The organism is Pseudomonas sp. S2_E02, assembly GCF_054668355.1.
The window spans coordinates 5591694-5611186 of the sequence record NZ_CP162761.1 but is presented as its reverse complement, the minus strand read 5'-3'; the positions used below and the strand labels follow the sequence as shown (position 1 = coordinate 5611186).

General features: G+C 58.9%; 22 protein-coding genes. 13 read left to right on the top strand and 9 right to left on the bottom strand.

The genetic code is table 11. The features are described from left to right. Nucleotides 1-31 precede the first annotated feature (31 nt). Both AB4O01_RS25055 and AB4O01_RS25050 read left to right on the top strand, forming a co-directional pair. On the top strand, nucleotides 32-508 hold the full coding sequence (locus AB4O01_RS25055; protein WP_116254655.1) for a PAS domain-containing protein: 477 nt from the start codon (nucleotides 32-34) through the stop codon (nucleotides 506-508). A gap of 54 nt (nucleotides 509-562) precedes the next feature. After that, nucleotides 563-1168, top strand: coding sequence for a hypothetical protein (locus AB4O01_RS25050; protein ID WP_016987019.1), 606 nt, complete (start codon nucleotides 563-565; stop codon nucleotides 1166-1168). Nucleotides 1169-1171: 3 nt separating this feature from the next. Here the strand turns inward: AB4O01_RS25050 and AB4O01_RS25045 are convergent, their stop codons facing one another. Then, nucleotides 1172-2131: a MerR family transcriptional regulator gene (locus AB4O01_RS25045; protein ID WP_186625401.1), complete on the bottom strand. Its 960-nt coding sequence runs from the start codon at nucleotides 2129-2131 to the stop codon at nucleotides 1172-1174. A gap of 214 nt (nucleotides 2132-2345) precedes the next feature. Here AB4O01_RS25045 and AB4O01_RS25040 point away from each other — a divergent pair, with 214 nt between their 5' ends. From AB4O01_RS25040 to AB4O01_RS25015, 6 genes are all read left to right on the top strand, one after another. Continuing rightward, nucleotides 2346-2912, top strand: coding sequence for an antibiotic biosynthesis monooxygenase (locus AB4O01_RS25040; protein WP_460089898.1), 567 nt, complete (start codon nucleotides 2346-2348; stop codon nucleotides 2910-2912). Between the two features lie 133 nt (nucleotides 2913-3045). Then, nucleotides 3046-3756 carry a dihydromonapterin reductase gene (folM, locus tag AB4O01_RS25035; protein ID WP_093436042.1) on the top strand — a complete coding sequence of 237 codons (711 nt, stop codon included), beginning with the start codon at nucleotides 3046-3048 and terminating at the stop codon, nucleotides 3754-3756. Nucleotides 3757-3777: 21 nt separating this feature from the next. Further along, nucleotides 3778-4338 carry a GTP cyclohydrolase I FolE gene (gene folE, locus AB4O01_RS25030; protein ID WP_093436038.1) on the top strand — a complete coding sequence of 187 codons (561 nt, stop codon included), beginning with the start codon at nucleotides 3778-3780 and terminating at the stop codon, nucleotides 4336-4338. Beyond that, nucleotides 4339-4710 (top strand): dihydroneopterin triphosphate 2'-epimerase, encoded by a 372-nt coding sequence (gene folX / locus AB4O01_RS25025; protein WP_093436035.1) that lies wholly within the window; start codon nucleotides 4339-4341, stop codon nucleotides 4708-4710. Nucleotides 4711-4806: 96 nt separating this feature from the next. Beyond that, a complete protein-coding gene (locus AB4O01_RS25020) occupies nucleotides 4807-5103 on the top strand; it encodes a DUF1244 domain-containing protein (RefSeq protein ID WP_093436032.1) in 297 nt (98 codons plus the stop codon). Next, nucleotides 5096-5434, top strand: a complete 339-nt coding sequence (locus AB4O01_RS25015) for a HopJ type III effector protein (RefSeq protein WP_093436028.1) — start codon at nucleotides 5096-5098, stop codon at nucleotides 5432-5434. Before AB4O01_RS25020 ends, AB4O01_RS25015 begins: the two co-directional genes overlap by 8 nt. 187 nt (nucleotides 5435-5621) lie before the next feature. On the opposite strand, the gene trxB is transcribed toward AB4O01_RS25015, so the two are convergent. Next, nucleotides 5622-6584, bottom strand: a complete 963-nt coding sequence (gene trxB, locus AB4O01_RS25010) for a thioredoxin-disulfide reductase (protein WP_007912350.1) — start codon at nucleotides 6582-6584, stop codon at nucleotides 5622-5624. 311 nt (nucleotides 6585-6895) lie between these two features. Between trxB and cysZ the strand changes: the two genes are divergently transcribed. Further along, nucleotides 6896-7651 (top strand): sulfate transporter CysZ, encoded by a 756-nt coding sequence (cysZ, locus tag AB4O01_RS25005; protein WP_460089896.1) that lies wholly within the window; start codon nucleotides 6896-6898, stop codon nucleotides 7649-7651. A gap of 27 nt (nucleotides 7652-7678) precedes the next feature. On the opposite strand, the gene AB4O01_RS25000 is transcribed toward cysZ, so the two are convergent. Further along, nucleotides 7679-8254: a hypothetical protein gene (locus tag AB4O01_RS25000; protein ID WP_095049768.1), complete on the bottom strand. Its 576-nt coding sequence runs from the start codon at nucleotides 8252-8254 to the stop codon at nucleotides 7679-7681. Between the two features lie 116 nt (nucleotides 8255-8370). Between AB4O01_RS25000 and AB4O01_RS24995 the strand changes: the two genes are divergently transcribed. Then, nucleotides 8371-9570: a glycosyltransferase family 4 protein gene (locus tag AB4O01_RS24995; RefSeq protein WP_460089895.1), complete on the top strand. Its 1200-nt coding sequence runs from the start codon at nucleotides 8371-8373 to the stop codon at nucleotides 9568-9570. Between the two features lie 136 nt (nucleotides 9571-9706). Here AB4O01_RS24995 and AB4O01_RS24990 read toward each other — a convergent pair whose 3' ends face one another. The 3 genes from AB4O01_RS24990 to AB4O01_RS24980 all read right to left on the bottom strand — a co-directional run bounded on the left by AB4O01_RS24990 (nucleotide 9707) and on the right by AB4O01_RS24980 (nucleotide 12068). Next, entirely contained in the window at nucleotides 9707-10810 is a 1104-nt protein-coding gene (locus AB4O01_RS24990; RefSeq protein WP_460089894.1) for an NADH:flavin oxidoreductase, read from the bottom strand. A 166-nt stretch (nucleotides 10811-10976) separates the two neighbouring features. Continuing rightward, nucleotides 10977-11459, bottom strand: a complete 483-nt coding sequence (locus AB4O01_RS24985; protein ID WP_095049765.1) for a glutathione peroxidase — start codon at nucleotides 11457-11459, stop codon at nucleotides 10977-10979. 123 nt (nucleotides 11460-11582) lie between these two features. Then, the gene (locus tag AB4O01_RS24980; protein ID WP_008085027.1) at nucleotides 11583-12068 is read right to left on the bottom strand and encodes an FKBP-type peptidyl-prolyl cis-trans isomerase; all 486 of its coding nucleotides are present in this window, start codon (nucleotides 12066-12068) and stop codon (nucleotides 11583-11585) included. Here AB4O01_RS24980 and AB4O01_RS24975 point away from each other — a divergent pair. The 3 genes from AB4O01_RS24975 to AB4O01_RS24965 are packed head-to-tail and all read left to right on the top strand — an operon-like array spanning nucleotide 12037 to nucleotide 15426. Beyond that, nucleotides 12037-12363 (top strand): DUF3565 domain-containing protein, encoded by a 327-nt coding sequence (locus AB4O01_RS24975; protein WP_093436299.1) that lies wholly within the window; start codon nucleotides 12037-12039, stop codon nucleotides 12361-12363. The genes AB4O01_RS24980 and AB4O01_RS24975 overlap by 32 nt on opposite strands. A gap of 60 nt (nucleotides 12364-12423) precedes the next feature. Next, on the top strand, nucleotides 12424-14523 hold the full coding sequence (pta, locus tag AB4O01_RS24970) for a phosphate acetyltransferase (protein ID WP_099758015.1): 2100 nt from the start codon (nucleotides 12424-12426) through the stop codon (nucleotides 14521-14523). Continuing rightward, nucleotides 14524-15426 (top strand): acyltransferase, encoded by a 903-nt coding sequence (locus AB4O01_RS24965; RefSeq protein WP_460089893.1) that lies wholly within the window; start codon nucleotides 14524-14526, stop codon nucleotides 15424-15426. 183 nt (nucleotides 15427-15609) lie between these two features. Here the strand turns inward: AB4O01_RS24965 and cysN are convergent, their stop codons facing one another. The 3 genes from cysN to AB4O01_RS24950 all read right to left on the bottom strand — a co-directional run bounded on the left by cysN (nucleotide 15610) and on the right by AB4O01_RS24950 (nucleotide 19446). Further along, nucleotides 15610-17508 carry a sulfate adenylyltransferase subunit CysN gene (gene cysN, locus AB4O01_RS24960; RefSeq protein WP_460089892.1) on the bottom strand — a complete coding sequence of 633 codons (1899 nt, stop codon included), beginning with the start codon at nucleotides 17506-17508 and terminating at the stop codon, nucleotides 15610-15612. Between the two features lie 9 nt (nucleotides 17509-17517). After that, nucleotides 17518-18435, bottom strand: a complete 918-nt coding sequence (gene cysD / locus AB4O01_RS24955) for a sulfate adenylyltransferase subunit CysD (protein ID WP_007912374.1) — start codon at nucleotides 18433-18435, stop codon at nucleotides 17518-17520. Nucleotides 18436-18687: 252 nt separating this feature from the next. After that, nucleotides 18688-19446 (bottom strand): Nif3-like dinuclear metal center hexameric protein, encoded by a 759-nt coding sequence (locus AB4O01_RS24950; protein ID WP_460089890.1) that lies wholly within the window; start codon nucleotides 19444-19446, stop codon nucleotides 18688-18690. Between the last annotated feature and the right edge of the window lie 47 nt (nucleotides 19447-19493).

Sequence of the window (19493 nt, the reverse complement as noted above, 5' to 3'; positions counted from 1 at the left end):
CTGCCACTGACAACTCTGAAAGGATTCAAAGATGATCAACGCCAGCCTGCTGCAAATGGTGATCAATGCGTCGAATGACGGGATAGTGGTCGCGGAGAAAGAAGGTGAACAGAACGATATCCTGATCTATGTGAACCCGGCCTTTGAACGACTGACCGGCTACACCAGTGAGGAAATCCTCTATCAGGACTGCCGCTTTCTGCAGTCTGGAGACCGCGATCAGGACAGCCTGAAACTGATTCGCGAGACGCTGGATAACGGCGGCTCGTGCCGGGAAATCCTGCGTAACTATCGCAAGGACGGTACGCCGTTCTGGAATGAACTGTCGATTTCAACGGTGAAAAACGTCGAAGACGGGCAGACGTATTTCGTTGGCGTGCAGAAGGACGTCACCGTTCAGGTCAAGGCACAACAGCGCGTGATTCAACTAGAAGCCGAAGTCGCTGCCCTCAAAGCAGAACTCGCTGCAGTTAAAGCGACAAACGGTCAAAACAAAATCGCGAACTAAGTGTCATTAACTACAATCACCAATGACTTTGTAACTATATCTTTCGAGTTAGCCATGCAGCGCGACGCCCTCCTCACTCAGGATGAGCTGGATTTCATCCAGACCATGCAGCACAACCCGCAACTGAACGTGCGGGATGCGACGTCGAGTCTGCTGGTTAACGGCGGTTCGCAAATCCGTGATTTGCTCACGCGCCTGGCCGCTCACGAGCAAGTGACCATTCAGGCCAACTTCGAAAATCAGCAGATGACCTTCCCGTTGCATCTGGTCGAAGACGAGTTTCACGCGTTGCACCTGCGTCTCGGCGTACCGAGTATTTACGAAGACGGCCCGATGGTGCGGCCATGGCGTTTGACTCTCGAAGAGCCGGTAGCTCTGGAAAACGCCAAAGGTCAGCCGGGCACGTTGTGGGTCCACGAGGTTTCGCACAAAGGTGTGCTGCTGGAAGTGCGCAACAAGACCAAACCGCCCAAGCATTTCGCGCTGTGGTTCAGCCCTTCGGGTTACGAGCGGATTTCATTGCGCGGCAATTTCGAACGGGAAACCGAGAGCGGTTTCTACGCCTACGAACTGAGCCAGACCGACACCGATGAAACCGAGCGTCTGCGCCAGTTCATCCTGCAGCAACATCGCCTGACGCATCCTGCCCTTCACACCTGAGTTTCAGGTATCCAGATTGCCGGCCAGAAACTGCAGCATGCGCTGACGCATGTTCGCGCCTTCATTGCCCAGGCAAGCAACAGAGGATCCGGCCAAGCTGTCCTGTGCCAGATCTGAAGCGTCGCCCGCCAGCATCAACTGACAATCGAGACTCAATGCCAAGCGGTTCAAACGCCGAGGCAATTCGGCGCTGGGCGCGTGATTGGAAAACAGCACGAGTGCATCAGGTTTGATCTTTTCGCAAACCAACGTCAGCTCATCGAATGGCTGACCTGTGGTCAGCACCCGAACACCGGAATTGCTGTCGCTGAGAAACAGCGCCGCCACCAACAACTCCAGCTCTCGACATTGCCCGGCCAGCGCGCTGACGATCACTCGGCGCGGTTGCGTACCACGCAGCATGACGATCCGCTGCAATACCCGCGCCCGCAGGAATCCATCGAAGAACAACCACTCGCTGGTTTGCCCGAAAGCCTCCTGGCGCTGCAACAATTGCAGCCACAAAGGCATGAGGATGTCCTGAAACACCACCGGCAATGAGTATGAAGAGAAAATCTGCCCATAGACGCGGTCCAGTTGCTGGTCGTCGAACGCACTGACCGCCTGCTGGATCTGCTCCTGCCATTGCAGGTAATCCGCCTGCACCAAGTCATCCGGGATGATGTGCGCCAATACTTTCATCGGTTCGGTCTTGGCGAGGATCTTGCCGACCTTGCTCACGGCGACCCCGCGATCAATCCAGTCGACGATGCTGCGCACGCGCTCGATATCGGTCATCGAATAGAGCCGATGCCCACTTTCGGTGCGCGTGGGCTGAATCAGACCATAGCGCCGCTCCCACGCGCGCAAGGTCACCGGGTTTACACCTGTCAGGCGTGCGACCTCACGGATAGGGAACAGATCCTCGCGCTCGAGCGCAGAAGATGTCTGCGAAGCAGGCTTTGCGTCCGTGATGACAGGCATAGGCTGTTCAACTTCCATGTCGGAGAGATTTGGATCCCATTCTAACGCTTATGCCCCGATTGCGATCAAGTGCAGAAATGCGACGAAAGTCGCTGGTTTAATCGGGAAAAACCGGAATAATCCTTGCTTGTTGAAAAACGCAGGCCTCTACCCCGGCCCTGCGTCAGGCGAAACTCCTACCCGGAGCGACGCAAATGAAATACGGAGATACATAATGTCTACTTCCCCTGTCACGCTGATGGTTGCCCGTCGCGTCGCTGATGGCCGTTATCAGGACTTGATCGCCTGGCTGCGCGAAGGCGAACAACTGGCCACTGATTTCCCCGGTTACCTGGGCTCTGGCGTGCTCGCTCCGCCGCCCGGCGATAATGAATTCCAGATCATCTTCCGCTTTGCCGATGAGCAGACGTTGCATGCGTGGGAACATTCGGTTTCACGTACCGCGTGGCTGAGCCGTGGCAGCGACCTGTTTGCCCACCCGAAAGAACATCGAGTCAGTGGCATCGAAGGCTGGTTCGGCGCTGCCGGGCAACGTCCTCCACGGTGGAAACAGGCCGTCGCGATCTGGCTGGCGTTCTTTCCGGTGTCACTGCTGTTCAACTTTGTCCTCGGCCCGTTGCTCGCAGAACTGAGCCTGTTGCCGCGTATGTTGATCAGCACGGCGTGCCTGACGCCGCTGATGGTTTACTTCTTTATTCCGCTGTCGACCCGATTGCTGGCGAACTGGCTGAACAGTACGCCGGTACGACTGCCTGTATCGGCGACACCTCAGAAACATTAAAGATCGCAGCCTCGTTGCACTCGACAGCTCCTGCAGGACTGAACACAGACCAGGGCAGGAGCTGCCGCAGGCTGCGATCTTTTCGGGCTCGTCGCTGTTATAGTTTTTGCTCCAACCGCGATGCGAGCCGTTCATGCCTGATTCCTCAGCCCCGATCCTCATCACCGGTGCCGGCCAGCGTGTCGGCCTGCATTGTGCGCAGCGGCTGCTCGAGGATGGCTATCGCGTCATCTTCACTTACCGCAGCGAACGCCCCGGCGTGCAAACGCTGCGCGATCTGGGCGCCCTCGGCCTGTTCGCCGACTTTTCCAGCGAAGCCGCGATTCTCGCTTTCATCGCCGAACTGAAAACCCACACCGACAGCTTGCGCGCCATCGTGCACAACGCCTCCGAGTGGCTGGCCGAAACCCCGGGCAGCGAAGCCGAAGCCTTCACGCGCATGTTCAATCTGCACATGCTCGCACCGTACCTGATCAACCTGCACTGCGGTGAACTGCTAAAACACTCGACGCCCGCCGACATCATTCATATCAGCGACGATGTCACCCGCAAGGGCAGCAGCAAGCACATTGGCTATTGCGCCAGCAAAGCCGGGCTCGACAGCCTGACCCTGTCCTTCGCCGCCCGCTATGCGCCGACCATCAAGGTCAACGGCATCGCCCCGGCCCTGCTATTGTTCAATCCCGACGACGACGCGGCGTACCGCGCCAAGGCACTGGCCAAGTCCGCGCTGGGCATCGAACCCGGCAGCGAAGTGATCTACCAGAGCCTGCGCTATCTGCTCGACAACCCTTATGTCACCGGTACGACCCTGACCGTCAACGGCGGAAGGCACGTCAAATAACACCTGCCTGCGAGGCTGCCCATGACCCGCTCACTGCCCGAGAATTACCGCGAAATCCTCATTGGCCTCGGTGAAGATCCCGACCGCGAAGGACTGCAAGACACCCCGGTGCGCGCGGCCAAGGCCATGCAATACCTGTGTCACGGTTACGAGCAAAGCGTCGATGAGATCGTCAACGGCGCGCTGTTTGCCTCGGACAGTGACGAGATGATCATCGTCGCCGACATCGAGTTGTACTCTTTGTGCGAACATCACCTGCTGCCCTTCATCGGCAAGGCCCATGTGGCTTATATTCCGACGGGCAAGGTGCTGGGTCTGTCGAAAATCGCGCGACTGGTGGACATGTTCGCCCGACGCCTGCAGATTCAGGAAAACCTCACCCGGCAAATTGCCGATGCGGTGCAACAGGTCACCGATGCCGCCGGCGTCGCGGTCGTCATTGAGGCCAGACACATGTGCATGATGATGCGCGGTGTCGAGAAACAGAATTCGACCATGAACACCTCGGTCATGCTCGGCGCGTTCCGCGAGTCGAGCAACACCCGCCAGGAGTTCCTGCAATTGATTGGACGGAGCAAGTAAATGCCACAACTTCAGCCGGGAATGGCGCGCATCCGGGTCAAGGATCTGCGCTTGCGCACCTTTATCGGGATCAACGAGGACGAAATCCTCAACAAGCAGGATGTGCTGATCAACCTGACCATTCTGTACGCCGCGCAGGAAGCGGTGCGTGACAATGATATCGACCACGCGCTGAATTACCGCACGATCACCAAAGCGATCATCGCCCACGTCGAGGGCAACCGCTTTGCGCTGCTCGAACGCCTGACGCAGGAATTGCTCGACCTGGTGATGAGCAACGGTTCAGTGCTGTATGCCGAAGTCGAAGTCGACAAGCCGCACGCGCTGCGTTTTGCCGAGTCGGTGTCAATCACGCTTGCAGCGAACCGCTAGCTTCAAGCTTCAAGCGGCAAGCTGTAAACTTCGTATCACCGCCACCCATTTTGCAGCTTGAAGCTCGTCGCTTGAAGCTGTCTCGCAGAGACTCCCATGAACGAGCAACAACGCCTCGAACTCGAAGCTGCCGCCTTCCGCCGGCTGGTCGCCCACCTGGACAGCCGCAAGGACGTGCAGAACATCGATCTGATGAACCTTGCCGGGTTCTGCCGCAACTGCCTGTCGAAGTGGTACAAGGCCGAAGCCGACGAGCGCCAGATCGAGATCAGCCTCGACGACGCCCGCGAAGTGGTTTACGGCATGCCGTACGCCGAGTGGAAAGCCCAATTTCAGCAAGAAGCCAACGCCGAGCAACAAGCCGCGTTCGCCAAAGGAAAAACCCATGAGTGATCTGAACACCCTGCGCGCCAGCCTCAAGAGCGGCGAACACGCTTTCGCCGACACGCTGGCCTTCATCGCCGCCGGTTACGACTATCAGCCGCAGGCGTTCAACAACGGTGGCGTGGAAAACGCCGCCGGGCAGAACGAAGGTTCTTGCAAGACCCTGGGTCTGGCACTGCTGGAAGGCCTGAGCGATGAAGACGCGCTGCTGGCGTTCGGCGAGCATTACCGCTCGGTAGTGGCGACGCCTGAGGGCAGTGATCACGGCAATATCCGTGCGTTGATCCAGCACGGTCTGGCCGGCGTCAAATTCACCGCTCAACCCCTGACCCGCCGCTGATTCCTCTATCCACACAAAATCCCTGTGGGAGCGAGCCTGCTCGCGAATACGGACTGACATTCAACATTGATGTCGACGGATACACCGCATTCGCGAGCAGGCTCGCTCCCACATTTGATCTGTGGTGACTGTGATTCTCGGGCACAAAAAAACCGGCCAATCTGGCCGGTTTTTTTATGTCTGCGATTTAGAACGAAGCGTTCTGCAGACCGTCCAGGTAACGCTCGGTGTCCAGTGCCGCCATGCAGCCAGCGCCGGCCGAGGTGATCGCCTGGCGGTAAACGTGGTCAGCCACGTCACCGGCAGCGAAGATGCCTTCGACGCTGGTCGCCGTAGCATTGCCTTCACGGCCGCCGTGCACCACCAGATAACCGTCTTTGAGGGTCAACTGGCCTTCGAACAACGAGGTGTTCGGGGTGTGGCCGATGGCGATGAACACGCCGTCGACGGTGATTTCGTCGAAGCTGCCATCGTTGTTCTTCAGACGCGCACCGGTCACGCCCATGTTGTCGCCCAGCACTTCGTCGAGGTTGGCGTTCAACTTGAGGATGATCTTGCCTTCAGCCACGCGAGCGTTGAGCTTGTCGATCAGGATCTTCTCGGCGCGGAAGGTTTCGCGACGGTGGATCAGGGTCACGGTGCTGGCGATGTTGGCCAGGTACAGTGCTTCTTCAACAGCGGTGTTGCCGCCGCCGACCACTGCAACAGGCTTGTTGCGGTAGAAGAAACCGTCGCAGGTCGCGCAGGCCGAAACGCCTTTGCCCATGAACGCTTCTTCCGACGGCAGGCCCAGATAGCGCGCGCTGGCGCCGGTGGCGATGATCAGGGCGTCGCAGGTGTAGGTCGCGCTGTCGCCGGTCAGGGTGTACGGCTTGGCAGCAAAGTCCACGGCGTTGATGTGATCGAAAACGATCTCGGTTTCAAAACGCTCGGCGTGCTCGCGCATCCGCTCCATCAGGGCTGGACCGGTCAGACCGTGCACATCGCCCGGCCAGTTGTCGACTTCAGTAGTGGTGGTCAGTTGACCGCCAGCCTGCATGCCGGTGATCAGCAGTGGCTTGAGGTTGGCGCGGGCCGCGTATACCGCAGCGCTGTAACCGGCTGGGCCGGAACCGAGAATAATCACTCGCGAATGACGGACTTCAGACATGACCTGCTCCTGTTGACCGGGCCGAAAAACTGGCACGGATCGCCGGACTGCCGGCGGGAATAAAAAAGGACCGTGGAAAACCTTGGGGAAGGCTTGAGCTCGACAGTCCTGTAAAAAGTTGGGTGCAGCGTATCGAGGGGGGCAAGATTAAGGAAATACGGTTTAACAATCCAGCTCATAGGTGGTCTCTATGCCGACACACTGACGAGATGGACGTCTTTGTTACAGTGAATGTCGATCGCTCTACCGTGCTTTCGCCGTCGTTGCAAAGTCGGTAAGGTCGGCGCGTTTTCCCTTGCTCGGAGCACCTTATGCCCGCCCCTGTTCTGTCCGGCCCGCAATACCTGCGCGAAGGCCTCAAACTGGTTCTCAGCCCCGGCCTGCGCCTGTTCGTGTTGTTGCCGCTGGCGATCAACCTGGTGCTGTTCGTCGGATTGATTTATCTGGCCGGCCACCAGTTCAGTCTATGGGTCGATACGCTGATGCCATCGCTGCCCGAATGGCTGAGCTTCCTCAGTTACATCCTCTGGCCACTGTTTGTAGTGCTAGTGGCGCTGATGGTGTTCTTTACTTTCACTATGCTGGCCAACGTAATCGCCGCACCGTTCAACGGCTTCCTCGCGGAAAAAGTCGAAGTGGTGGTAGGCGGCACTGATGACTTCCCGGCGTTCAGCTGGGGCGAACTGATCGCGATGGTCCCGCGCACCCTCGCCCGGGAAATGCGCAAACTCGGCTACTTCCTGCCACGGGCGATCGGACTGTTCATTCTCTCGTTCATCCCGGTGGTGAATATCATTGCTGCACCGCTGTGGCTGTTGTTCGGCGTGTGGATGATGGCGATCCAGTACATCGACTACCCGGCGGATAACCACAAACTGGGCTGGAACGAGATGCTCGCCTGGCTGCGGCAAAAGCGCTGGCAGAGCATGAGCTTTGGCGGGATCGTCTATCTGGTGCTGCTGATTCCGGTGGTCAACATCCTGATGATGCCGGCGGCTGTGGCCGGGGCGACGTTGTTCTGGGTGCGTGAGCGCGGTGCCGAGGTGCTGGCTCAGGAAAAGGCCTGAGCCAGACGCTGTGGTTTTGCCGCTGCCTCAGTGGAAAAAGCTCCACGTCCCGATCAGCACCAATGCCCACAGGCCGATGCCTGGAACGATGATCAAAAAATTCCAGGCATTCAGGCGGTTGTTGCCCAAGCCTTGCGGATCGTTGGCGGCCAGGTTGATCAGTTGCTGGCCTTCACTGGCGACATAAGCTCTGAGCGGCAGCAGTGCCATAGCAAACAAACTCAGGTACAACAAGCCTTCGAAATGGCTCGATAGTTTATCGAGCACCACTGCAAGCAACGTCAATACAACAAACACCGTTGCCCACTGCTCAAGATCCCAGCTGGATTTTCGGCCGCTGTCGTGAATCGTTTTGTCTGCATGACGATACAGCCTGTGCACGAAAAATATATAGAAGATACCGCGCGCCACAGGCCACAGCTCTTCCTGCGTCCGCTGCTTGTACAGGCTCCAGTTTTTGTACGACCAATAATAGAAATACAGGCCAAAACTGAGCACCGACAGCAGAATGAATTTCCATCTGGCAACCACGTAAAATCCCGCAGCCTGCACATCTTCGTTCAACAGATTCGCCTCAGGGGACGCGTAGACATTTTCCGCCATAGCCATTTCCTTGGTTCAAACGTTCAATCAAGGCTAACGACCGACTGGCGAAAATATTGAGCCCAGCGGGGCCAGTGGCTGTCATCAATCCATCATCAACTCGACACAATGACGACATGGCCTCAGTCGACACTGGGGTCATGACGACAGCTCTACATATCACTCTGATCAGCGAAACCTTCCCACCGGAAATCAACGGGGTGGCCAATACCCTTGGCCGCTTGTGCGATGGACTGCGCGCGCGTGGGCATCAGGTTGAACTGGTGCGGCCGCGTCAGGCCGGTGATCCGCAGCGCAGTGAAGATGACGCGCTGCTACTGTGTCGGGGCTGGCCGTTGCCGGGATATCCGGGGCTGCAATGGGGTCAGTCGTCGATGCACAAACTGCTGCGGCGCTGGAAGCGCCAGCGTCCCGACGTGTTGTACATCGCCACGGAAGGCCCGCTCGGGTTGTCGGCGCTGCGTGCGGCGCGCCGTTTGGGGATATCGGTGGTCAGCGGTTTTCACACCAATTTTCAGCAATACACCAGCCAATACGGGCTCGGTCTGCTGACGCGGATGCTCACGCATTATCTGCGCTGGTTTCACAATCGCTCGGCCATGACGTTGGTGCCGAGCGTCAGCCAGCGCCTGGAACTGGAACGGCGGCATTTCGAGCGCTTGGCGCTGTTGTCGCGTGGTGTGGACAGCCAGTTGTTTCATCCGAGCAAACGGCTGAATGCCTTGCGTGAGCAATGGGGCCTGTCCGAGCAGGACATTGCGGTGATTCACGTAGGACGACTCGCGCCGGAGAAGAACCTTGGCCTGCTAAAACGCTGCTTCGAAAAACTGCGCGACACTTATCCACAGCGCAATCTGAAACTGATCGTCGTCGGCGACGGGCCGCAGCGGCTAGCGCTGGAAAAGGATGTGCCCGAGGCGATTTTCTGCGGCGCGCAGCGCGGTGAAGCGTTGTCGGCGCACTATGCGTCTGGTGATTTGTTTCTATTTCCGAGTCTGACCGAAACCTTCGGTAATGTGGTGCTGGAGGCGCTGGCATCCGGGCTGGGTGTGGTGGCTTACGATCAGGCTGCGGCGGCTCAGCATATTCGCCATGGCTACAACGGCGTGCTGGCGATGCCTGGTGATGAGCCAGCCTTTTGCGAGGCGGCGGCATGGTTGCTGGAAGAGGATGAAACGTTGCGCTGCGTGCGCCTGAATGCGCGGCAGCATGCGAGTCGCCAGGGCTGGCCGGCGGTTATCGAGCAGTTTGAAAAGCATTTGCGCGGGGCTTGTGTAGGGGAGCAAGTGGTGCCGAATGCGCAGACATTGCCCTGATTCTCTGCTGACGTTAGAACCGCCTTCGCGAGCAAGCTCGCTCCCACAGGGGATCTCCAGTGAACACAAATTTTGTGAACAGCAGAGAAACCTGTGGGAGCGAGCTTGCTCGCGAAGGGGTCAGTGAGAGCGCCGCTTAAACCAGCGTCATCAACGCCTCACGGCTGAACGGCAAAATATCCTGCTCACGCCCTTCGCGGACTTTCTGCGCCCAATCCGGATCGACCAGCAACGCACGCCCCACCGCCACCAGATCGAACTCCTCTTTATTCAGACGCTCCAGCAGATTCTCCAGACTGGCCGGTTGCGCGACCTTGTCGGTGTTGACCATGAATTGCAGGAACTCGCCATCAAGGCCAACACTGCCAACGGTGATGGTCGGCTTGCCGGTGAGTTTGCGGGTCCAGCCGGCCAGGTTCAGTTCGGAACCATCAAATTCCGGCTCCCAGAAGCGGCGCGTCGAGCAGTGGAAAATATCCACGCCAGCGTCAGACAGCGGCTTGAGGAATTCACCCAGCGCTTGCGGGGTTTGCACCAGACGCGCCGTGTAGTCCTGCTGTTTCCATTGCGAGAAACGGAAGATGATCGGGAAGCCTTCACCGACCGCCGCACGCACGGCTTGAATCAATTCAATGGCGAAACGTGAACGGTTGGCCAGGCTGCCACCGTATTCGTCGGTGCGCTGGTTGCTGCCCTCCCAGAAAAACTGGTCGATCAGGTAACCGTGGGCGCCGTGGATTTCCACGCCGTCCATGCCGATGCTCTGTGCATCTTTGGCCGCTTGGGCGAAGGCTGCGATCACATCCTGAATGTCTTGTTTAGTCATGCCGTGCACCACGACCTGACCGTCCTTGATTTTTTCCGACGGACCGTAACCCGGCACGCTGGCGTCCGGCTCGGTGCCGATGCGACGCACGCTGCCCACATGCCACAGTTGCGGAACGATCTTGCCCCCTTCGGCGTGAACCGCATTGACGACCTTCTTCCAGCCGGCCAATGGCGCGTCGCCAAAGAACTGCGGTACGTTCGGATAGCCATTGGAGGCAATGTGGCCGACGGTAGTGCCTTCGGTGATGATCAGGCCAACGCCGGCGGCCGCGCGACGACGGTAGTACTCAATGACTTTCGAATTAGGCACGCCGCCCGGGGAAAAGGAGCGAGTCATCGGCGCCATGACCACGCGGGTCGGCAGTTCGAGGGCACCGAGTTGGAACGGTTTGAACAGGGCTTGAACCGGCATTGGAAGGCTCCACAGGGAATGACTTTATGACGGCGATAATATGGACAGTCAAAGGCTTTGAACAGCACTATTGATTTGAATGATCAAGGATCAGAAACGAAAAGATCGCAGCACCGGCAGGCCCTTTAAGAGCTGCCGAAGGCTGCGATCTTTTGATCTTGCTGTTTCAGCTCAGCGCTTTTTCAATCGCATGCACAATGGTCGGATCATCCGGCGCCGTGCGCGGCGAGAACCGAGCCAGCACCCGGCCGTCCTTGCCGAGCAGAAACTTCTCGAAATTCCAGGTGATGTCCCCAGGAAACTCCGCCCCCTCGCCCGCCAGCAGACGGTAGAGCTGGTGACGATCATGACCGTTGACTTCAAGCTTGCTCGACAACGGAAACGTCACGCCATAGTTGAGGCTGCAGAAATCCTGAATTTCCTGTTCGGTACCTGGTTCCTGGCCGGCAAACTGGTTGCACGGCAGACCCAGCACGCTGAAACCTTTGCCTTTGTATTGCTGATAGAGGTTTTCCAGCGCCGCGTACTGTGGGGTCAAGCCGCATTTGGAGGCGACGTTGACCACCAGCACGACTTGGCCCTTGAACGGCGCCAGCGGTAGCTCCTGACCATCCAGGGCTGTCAACTTAAGGTCGTGAAAAGCACTCATGACGAACTCCAAGATTCCCGTGTTCTACTCGAAACAGCCACTTGGCGAGGTCACCAAGGACAGCCGCGGACTAAAAAGGCGCCCGCAGGCGCCTCTCCAGTACTCGAAGCTTAGCGCAGAAAATCAGTGGTGATGGCCACCTTCGCCATGGACGTGGCCATGAGCGATTTCTTCCTGGCTGGCATCACGGATGTCAACGATCTTCACTTTGAAGTTCAGGCGCTGACCGGCCAGTGGGTGGTTGCCATCAACGGTCACGTCATCGCCGTCAAGGTCACGGATGGTGACGATTTGCATCTGGCCGTCCGGCGCCGAAGCGTGGAACTGCATGCCGACTTCCAGCTCGTCAACGCCTTCGAACATGCTGCGGCTCAGGGTGCTGACCAGCTCGGCGGCGTATTCGCCGTAAGCGTCTTCCGGCTCAACGGAAACTTCCAGCTCGTCACCAACAGCTTTGCCATCCAGAGCTTTTTCCAGGCCCGGGATGATGTTGCCTGCGCCTTGCAGGTAGACCAGCGGAGCGCCGCCGGCGGAGCTGTCGATGACCTCACCAGCGTCGTTGGTCAGGGTATAGTCGATGGAGACAGCCTTATTGGCGGCGATCAGCATGGGGCGAGACCTTTTGCATAAGAATATAGAAAGGCCAAGTTTAGCGAAGCAATCGCGCGAAAGCGAACACAACCCGGACAAACGGGTTTCGACGATCGCAGGCTTTCATCAGGACGAGGACGGTCACTGGGTCGTCGAGCTTTCCTGTGGCCACACCCAGCACCTGCGCCATCAGCCGCCCTGGCAATCGCGCGCCTGGGTGCTGGACCCGGCGCAACGTATTGAAAAAATAGGCCAACCCTTTGCCTGCGGTTGGTGCGCACAAGGCTCGGTTAGCGATAACCTTGGCGACTGAATTTCGGTAGGTCGTCAGCTATAGGCGATCGCCATTGCCATGCAACTTTAGAGAATTCGCATGCAAACTTTTTTTATCGCGCCCACCGATTTTGGTGTGGGTCTGACCTCCATCAGCCTCGGGCTGGTGCGCACGCTTGAGCGAGCCGGGCTGAAAGTCGGTTTCTTCAAACCGATTGCCCAGCCGCATCCGGGTGACACCGGCCCCGAGCGTTCCACCGAACTGGTGGCGCGCACCCACGGGTTGAAACCGCCACAACCGTTGGGCCTGGCGCACGTCGAGCGGATGCTCGGCGACGGTCAGCTCGATGAGCTGCTCGAAGAAATCATCACGCTGTATCAGCAAGCCGCCATCGGCAAAGACGTGCTGGTCGTCGAAGGCATGGTGCCGACCCGCAGCGCCAGTTATGCCGCGCGGGTCAACTTGCACCTGGCCAAAAGCCTGGATGCCGAGGTGATTCTGGTCTCGGCGCCAGAAAACGAAGTACTCGCCGAACTCTCCGGCCGTGTCGAATTGCAGGCGCAATTGTTCGGCGGCCCGAAAGACCCGAAAGTCCTCGGGGTGATCCTCAACAAGGTCAAGACCGAAGAGAGCATGGACGCCTTCGCTGCGCGCCTGAAGGAGCATTCGCCGTTGCTGCGCAGCGGTGATTTCCGCCTGCTCGGCTGCATTCCCTATCAGCCGGAACTCAACGCACCACGTACCCGTGACGTTGCCGACCTGATGGGCGCACAAGTGCTTAATGCCGGTGATTACGAAACCCGCCGGATGACCAAAATCATCATCTGCGCGCGGACCATGCGCAACACCGTCGAGCTGCTCAAGCCCGGCGTGCTGGTGGTGACGCCGGGCGATCGCGACGACATCATCCTCGCCGTCAGTCTGGCAGCGATCAACGGCGTGCCGCTGGCAGGCCTGCTGCTGACCAGCGACACCCTGCCCGATCCGCGCATCATGGACCTCTGCCGTGGCGCGTTGCAGGCCGGTTTGCCGGTGCTATCGGTGAGTACTGGCTCCTACGACACCGCCAACCTGCTCAACGGCCTGAACAAGGAAATCCCGATTGACGACCGCGAGCGTGCGGAGATCATCACCGATTTCGTCGCGAGCCATCTCGACGCCAAATGGCTGCACCAGCGCTGTGGCACACCTCGGGAAATGCGCCTGTCGCCGGCGGTGTTCCGCTATCAGTTGATCCAGCGTGCGCAAGCGGCGAACAAACGCATCGTCCTGCCTGAAGGCAGCGAGCCGTTCACCGTGCAAGCGGCGGCGATCTGCCAGGAACGCGGGATCGCCCGTTGCGTGTTACTCGCCAAACCAGAAGATGTCGAAGCCGTGGCCCGCGCCCAAGGCATCGCCTTGCCGCCAGGGCTGGAGATTCTTGATCCAGACCTGATTCGCGAGCGCTACATCGAGCCGATGGTTGCCTTGCGCAAGACTAAAAGCCTCAACGCGCCGATGGCCGAACAGCAACTGGAAGACACCGTAGTGATCGGCACCATGATGCTGGCGCTGGACGAGGTCGACGGCCTGGTCTCGGGCGTGATCAACACCACTGCCAACACCATTCGCCCGGCCCTTCAGTTGATCAAGACTGCGCCGGGCTGCACGCTGGTGTCGTCGGTGTTCTTCATGCTCTTCCCAGAGGAAGTGCTGGTTTACGGCGACTGCGTGATGAACCCACACCCGAGCGCCAGCGAACTGGCCGAGATCGCCCTGCAAAGCGCCGACTCGGCGGCTGCATTCGGCATCATTCCGCGCGTGGCGATGATCAGTTACTCCAGCGGCGAATCGGCCACTGGCGAAGAGGTCGAGAAAGTCCGCGAGGCCACCCTCCTCGCCCACGAACAACAGCACTCGCTGCTGATCGACGGCCCGCTGCAATACGACGCCGCCGCCAACGCAGAAGTCGCCCGGCAACTGGCACCAAACAGTCAGGTGGCCGGTCGCGCCACGGTGTTCGTCTTCCCCGATCTAAACACCGGCAACACCACGCACAAAGCCGTACAACGCAGCGCCGATTGCGTCAGCCTCGGGCCGATGCTGCAAGGCTTGCGCAAACCGGTGAATGACTTGCCACGCGGCGCACAAGTCGATGACATCGTCTACACCATCGCCCTCACCGCGATTCAAGCCGCCAACCGACCTATGGATGTGTAAATGCTGGATTTTCTACCTGCACCCGTGCGCGGCGTGATCGCTTCGCTGCTGTTGGCACTCAATACGATCCTGCTGTGCTCGTTTCTGTTCTGCGTAGCGTTGATCAAAGTGCTGCCGTTCGACTTTGCCCGGCGTGCCTCACTGTGGCTGATGAGCCACACCCATGAGGCGTGGATCAGCAATAACAAGGGCTGGATGAACCTGGTGCGCCGCACCCGCTGGCACATCAGCGGCCTGCAAGGTCTCGACTACCAGCACTCATACCTGATCACCAGCAATCACCAGAGCTGGGTGGATATTCTGGTGCTGCAATACGTGCTCAACCGAAAGATCCAGCCGCTGAAGTTCTTCCTCAAGCAGGAGCTGATCTGGGTGCCGGTGATCGGTCTGGCCTGGTGGGCACTGGGCTTTCCGTTCATGAAACGCTACTCCAAGGCCTACCTGGCCAAGCATCCGGAGAAGAAAGGCAAAGACCTCGAAACCACCCGCAAGACGTGTGCGAAATTTCGCGATAACCCGGTGGGGATTTTCAACTTCGTCGAAGGCACACGCTTCACCGAAGGCAAGCATGCGCAGCAGCAGTCGCCGTTCAAGTATCTGCTCAAGCCCAAGGCTGGCGGGATCGCCTTTGTGCTGGATGCAATGGGCGAGCAACTGGAGTCGATCGTCAACGTGACCATCCACTACCCGGCCGGGCGTCCGGGGTTCTGGGTTTTGCTCTGCGGCAATGTGCGCGATGTGGTGGTGCACTTTGAAGAGCTGAAGATTCCCCAGCAGTTCATTGGCAAGAATTACGATCAGGACGGCGAGTATCGCCTGCAGTTCCAGGGCTGGATCAATCAGCTGTGGCTGGACAAGGATGCGTTGCTCGAACAGATGCACCGCGAATACCCTTCCGTATGATCGTTCCCATGCTCCGCGTGGGAATGCCTCACTGGACGCTCTGCGTCCGCTTTAGATGGGACGCGGAGCGTCCCGGCTGCATTCCCACGCAGAGCGTGGGAACGATCACGAATCGCCGTATGCCCGAATAAAAAAGCCCGCCGATGATTGCTCATCGGCGGGCTTTTTGTTTGTCGCTAACGCTTAGATCGCGCCACGCTTGCGCAGCAGATCCAGCACTTGCTTGACGCTGTCTTCCAGACTCAGCGTTTGCGTGTCGATCACCAGATCGGCATTCAGCGGCACGTCGTACGGGAAGGATTCGCCCGGGATGTTGTCGCCAGCGGCGGCATACAGACCTTGCGGATCACGCTCGGCGCAGACAGCCGGCGAGGCCTGTACGTAGACCGTCAATAGACGATCCTTGCCGATCAGGTCCTTGGCCTGCTCGCGACCTTCAGCGCTTGGCGCGACGAACGCGGCCAACGTCAGCAAACCGGCTTCGTTGAACTGACGCGCGACGTGCGCGGCACGACGCCAGTTTTCGGTACGGCCGGCGCGATCCTGTGGCAGACCTTTGTTCAAGTCATGGCGCAGGTTCTGACCATCCAGTACAAACACCGCACGACCCATGTCGAACAACTTGCGCTCGACGGCGTAAGCCAGCGTGCTCTTGCCCGCGCCCGACAGGCCGCTGAACAGCACGGTCGCCGGTTGCTGGCCGAAGCGCTGGGCACGTTCTTCAGTGGCCACGTGCGCCAGTTTGCCGTGATGCGTGACAGTGCCATGCGTCACCGGTTGCGCGACGATCATGCCGGCGCCGACGGTGCCGTTGGTCAAGCGATCAATGACGATGAACGCGCCGGTGGTGCGGTTGCTTTCGTAACCGTCGAGGGCGATCGGCGCGTCGAGCGCAATCTTCACCTTGCCGATTTCGTTGAGCTGCAACGCGCTCGCCGGGCCTTCTTCCAACGTGTTCACGTCGACCTTGTTGACGATGCTGGCAATCGAACCCGGCACGTAACTGGTGGCGCGTTTGATGTCGTATTTCTTGCCCGGCAGCATCGGCTCTTCAGCCATCCACACCAGCATCGCTTCGAAGCTGTCGGTGACCGGCGGCACGTTGTCGGCATGCACCAACAGGTCGCCACGGGAGATGTCGATTTCGTCTTCCATGGTCAGCGTCACCGCTTGACCTGGACCGGCGTGCTCCAGCTCACCTTCGAAGGTGACGATGGATTTCACCCGGCTGCTTTTGCCCGACGGCAGCACCACGACTTCGTCACCCTTGTGCACGATGCCGCTGGCCAGGGTGCCGGCGAAACCACGGAAGTTCAGGTTCGGACGGTTGACGTACTGCACCGGGAAACGCAGATCGGTGAAGTTGCGATCGCCCGCGACTTCCACGGTCTCGAGGATTTCCATCAGCGACTGGCCGGTGTACCACGGCGAGCGCTCGGACTTGTTCACCACGTTGTCGCCCTTGAGGGCAGACATCGGCACGAAGTGCATGCTGGTCGGCTTCATCTTCAAGCCTTCGGCGAACTTCAGGTAGTCAGCCTTGATCGACTCGAATACGCCCTCATCGAAGTCCTTCAAGTCCATCTTGTTGATGGCGACGACGATGTGTTTGATCCCCAGCAAGGACGCAATGAAGCTGTGGCGACGGGTCTGGGTCTGCACGCCGTAACGCGCGTCGACCAGAATGATCGCCAGGTCACAGGTGGACGCACCGGTGGCCATGTTGCGGGTGTACTGCTCATGGCCGGGGGTGTCGGCGATGATGAATTTGCGTTTGGCGGTGGAGAAATAGCGGTAGGCGACATCGATGGTGATGCCCTGCTCACGCTCGGCCTGCAGACCGTCGACCAGCAATGCCAGATCGATGTCGTCACCGGTGGTGCCGACTTTCTTCGAGTCGCGGGTGATCGCTTCGAGGTGATCTTCGTAGATCATCTTCGAGTCGTGCAGCAGGCGCCCGATCAGGGTGCTCTTGCCGTCATCGACGTTACCGCAGGTCAAAAAGCGCAGCAGTTCTTTACGTTCGTGCTGGCCCAGGTAGGCGAGGATGTCCTCGCTGATCAAATCAGATGCGTGCGACATGACAGCCCCTTAGAAATAGCCTTGACGTTTTTTGTCTTCCATCGAGCCGGCGCCATCGTGGTCGATGACACGGCCCTGGCGCTCGGAAGTTCGCGTCAGGAGCATTTCCTGAATGATGTCCGTGAGGCTTTCGGCCTCGGACTCCACCGCGCCCGTCAACGGGTAGCAGCCAAGGGTACGGAAACGCACTTTCTTTTTGACGATGCGAGCCTTGTCCTCATCGGACAGGTGCTCGAGGATGCGCTCGTCGTCGATCATGATCAGCGTGCCGTTCTTCTCGATCACTTCGCGTTCGGCGGCGAAGTACAGCGGCACAATCGGGATGCCTTCGAGGTAGATGTACTGCCAGATGTCCAGTTCGGTCCAGTTCGACAGAGGGAATACGCGAATGGATTCACCCTTGTTGACCTTGCCGTTGTAGACGTTCCACAGCTCCGGGCGCTGGTTTTTCGGGTCCCAGCGGTGCTTGCTGTCGCGGAACGAGTACACGCGCTCTTTGGCGCGGGATTTCTCTTCATCGCGACGGGCGCCGCCGAACGCTGCGTCGAAACCATGTTTGTCGAGCGCCTGTTTCAGGCCTTCGGTTTTCATGATGTCGGTGTGCTTGGCGCTGCCGTGGGTGAACGGGTTGATGTTCTGCGCCACGCCATCGGGGTTGATATGGGTGATCAGGTCCAGGCCCAGTTCTTCGACCATCTTGTCGCGGAACTTGTACATTTCCTGGAATTTCCAGCGGGTGTCGACGTGCATCACCGGAAACGGCAGTTTGCCCGGGAAGAACGCCTTGCGTGCCAGGTGCAGCATCACGGCGGAGTCTTTACCGATGGAGTACAGCATCACCGGGTTATCGAACTCGGCGGCCACCTCGCGGATGATGTGGATGCTTTCCGCCTCCAGCTGTTTCAGATGCGTCAGTTTGTCGACCATGGCTACTCACGAAAACTTTCTTATGAACGGCCAGCGGGCCGTGTTCGAGCGGGGAATCCTAGCACAGCGACCTTCTTCTAATCAGGACGCTAGCTAGAACGAAAGGGCATATGAATATGCCCACCAGTTCGGCCGATGGGGATCAATGTGGGAGCGAGCTTGCTCGCGAAAGCGCCGCGTCAGGCGCAGATGTATTAAAGCGAACGCCGCCTTCGCGAGCAGGCTCGCTCCCACAGGATCTAGTGGTGATGATCAGATCGGATTTGGACAGTCGATGAAGATGTGTTCGACAGCAAAGCGCTTCGCCAGATAGTCGCCCAGGGCCTGTACGCCGTAGCGTTCGGTGGCGTGGTGGCCGGCGGCGATGAAGCTGATGTCGTTTTCGCGGGCGCTGTGGAAGGTCTGCTCGGACGCTTCACCGCTCAGGTACAGGTCGACGCCGGCAGCGATGGCCTGATCGATATAGCCCTGACCGCCACCGGTGCACCAGCCAATTCGGCGAATCATCGGGCTGCCTTCAATCAATAACGGCTCGCGGCCCATGACTTCTTGCACCTTGCGGGCGAAATCGCGCGCGGTCATCGGATCCTTCAAAGACCCGACCAGACCGACAATTTTCAGATTGTCCGGATCCAGCGGACCTTCAACGGTGATGTCCAGTTGGCGAGCAAGCTGCACGTTATTGCCAACATCCGGATGCAGATCCAGCGGCAAATGGTAAGCGAGCAGACTGATGTCGTGCTTGAGCAATGTCTTCAGTCGACGCTGTTTCATGCCGGTGATACACGGGTTCTCGCCCTTCCAGAAGTAACCGTGGTGCACCAGCACCAGATCCGCCTCGGCTTCGACGGCAGCATCCAGCAACGCCTGACTGGCGGTGACGCCGCTGACGATGCGCATCACTTGCGGCCGGCCTTCGACCTGCAAGCCGTTGGGGCAATAATCGGCAATTTTCGAGCTGCTGAGGTAACGGTCGGCTTCTTCGACGAGAGTGCTGAGGGCAACGGCCATGAAAGACTCCTAAATATCCCGTTCAGAGGCACGCGCGGCCTCGTATA

What these genes read in the sequence shown, in the direction of transcription:
- folM (WP_093436042.1), top strand. Translation starts at nt 3,046, where the DNA reads ATGCCTGATTCCTCAGCCCCGATCCTCATCACCGGTGCCGGCCAGCGT.
- cysZ (WP_460089896.1), top strand. Translation starts at nt 6,896, where the DNA reads ATGCCCGCCCCTGTTCTGTCCGGCCCGCAATACCTGCGCGAAGGCCTC.
- AB4O01_RS25050 (WP_016987019.1), top strand. Translation starts at nt 563, where the DNA reads ATGCAGCGCGACGCCCTCCTCACTCAGGATGAGCTGGATTTCATCCAG.
- folX (WP_093436035.1), top strand. Translation starts at nt 4,339, where the DNA reads ATGCCACAACTTCAGCCGGGAATGGCGCGCATCCGGGTCAAGGATCTG.
- AB4O01_RS24975 (WP_093436299.1), top strand. Translation starts at nt 12,037, where the DNA reads ATGGAGACAGCCTTATTGGCGGCGATCAGCATGGGGCGAGACCTTTTG.
- pta (WP_099758015.1), top strand. Translation starts at nt 12,424, where the DNA reads ATGCAAACTTTTTTTATCGCGCCCACCGATTTTGGTGTGGGTCTGACC.
- AB4O01_RS25000 (WP_095049768.1), bottom strand. Translation starts at nt 8,254, where the DNA reads ATGGCGGAAAATGTCTACGCGTCCCCTGAGGCGAATCTGTTGAACGAA.
- AB4O01_RS24995 (WP_460089895.1), top strand. Translation starts at nt 8,371, where the DNA reads ATGGCCTCAGTCGACACTGGGGTCATGACGACAGCTCTACATATCACT.
- AB4O01_RS24965 (WP_460089893.1), top strand. Translation starts at nt 14,524, where the DNA reads ATGCTGGATTTTCTACCTGCACCCGTGCGCGGCGTGATCGCTTCGCTG.
- AB4O01_RS24950 (WP_460089890.1), bottom strand. Translation starts at nt 19,446, where the DNA reads ATGGCCGTTGCCCTCAGCACTCTCGTCGAAGAAGCCGACCGTTACCTC.
- AB4O01_RS25045 (WP_186625401.1), bottom strand. Translation starts at nt 2,131, where the DNA reads ATGCCTGTCATCACGGACGCAAAGCCTGCTTCGCAGACATCTTCTGCG.
- AB4O01_RS25020 (WP_093436032.1), top strand. Translation starts at nt 4,807, where the DNA reads ATGAACGAGCAACAACGCCTCGAACTCGAAGCTGCCGCCTTCCGCCGG.
- AB4O01_RS25055 (WP_116254655.1), top strand. Translation starts at nt 32, where the DNA reads ATGATCAACGCCAGCCTGCTGCAAATGGTGATCAATGCGTCGAATGAC.
- AB4O01_RS25015 (WP_093436028.1), top strand. Translation starts at nt 5,096, where the DNA reads ATGAGTGATCTGAACACCCTGCGCGCCAGCCTCAAGAGCGGCGAACAC.
- trxB (WP_007912350.1), bottom strand. Translation starts at nt 6,584, where the DNA reads ATGTCTGAAGTCCGTCATTCGCGAGTGATTATTCTCGGTTCCGGCCCA.
- cysD (WP_007912374.1), bottom strand. Translation starts at nt 18,435, where the DNA reads ATGGTCGACAAACTGACGCATCTGAAACAGCTGGAGGCGGAAAGCATC.
- AB4O01_RS24980 (WP_008085027.1), bottom strand. Translation starts at nt 12,068, where the DNA reads ATGCTGATCGCCGCCAATAAGGCTGTCTCCATCGACTATACCCTGACC.
- AB4O01_RS24985 (WP_095049765.1), bottom strand. Translation starts at nt 11,459, where the DNA reads ATGAGTGCTTTTCACGACCTTAAGTTGACAGCCCTGGATGGTCAGGAG.
- cysN (WP_460089892.1), bottom strand. Translation starts at nt 17,508, where the DNA reads ATGTCGCACGCATCTGATTTGATCAGCGAGGACATCCTCGCCTACCTG.
- AB4O01_RS25040 (WP_460089898.1), top strand. Translation starts at nt 2,346, where the DNA reads ATGTCTACTTCCCCTGTCACGCTGATGGTTGCCCGTCGCGTCGCTGAT.
- AB4O01_RS24990 (WP_460089894.1), bottom strand. Translation starts at nt 10,810, where the DNA reads ATGCCGGTTCAAGCCCTGTTCAAACCGTTCCAACTCGGTGCCCTCGAA.
- folE (WP_093436038.1), top strand. Translation starts at nt 3,778, where the DNA reads ATGACCCGCTCACTGCCCGAGAATTACCGCGAAATCCTCATTGGCCTC.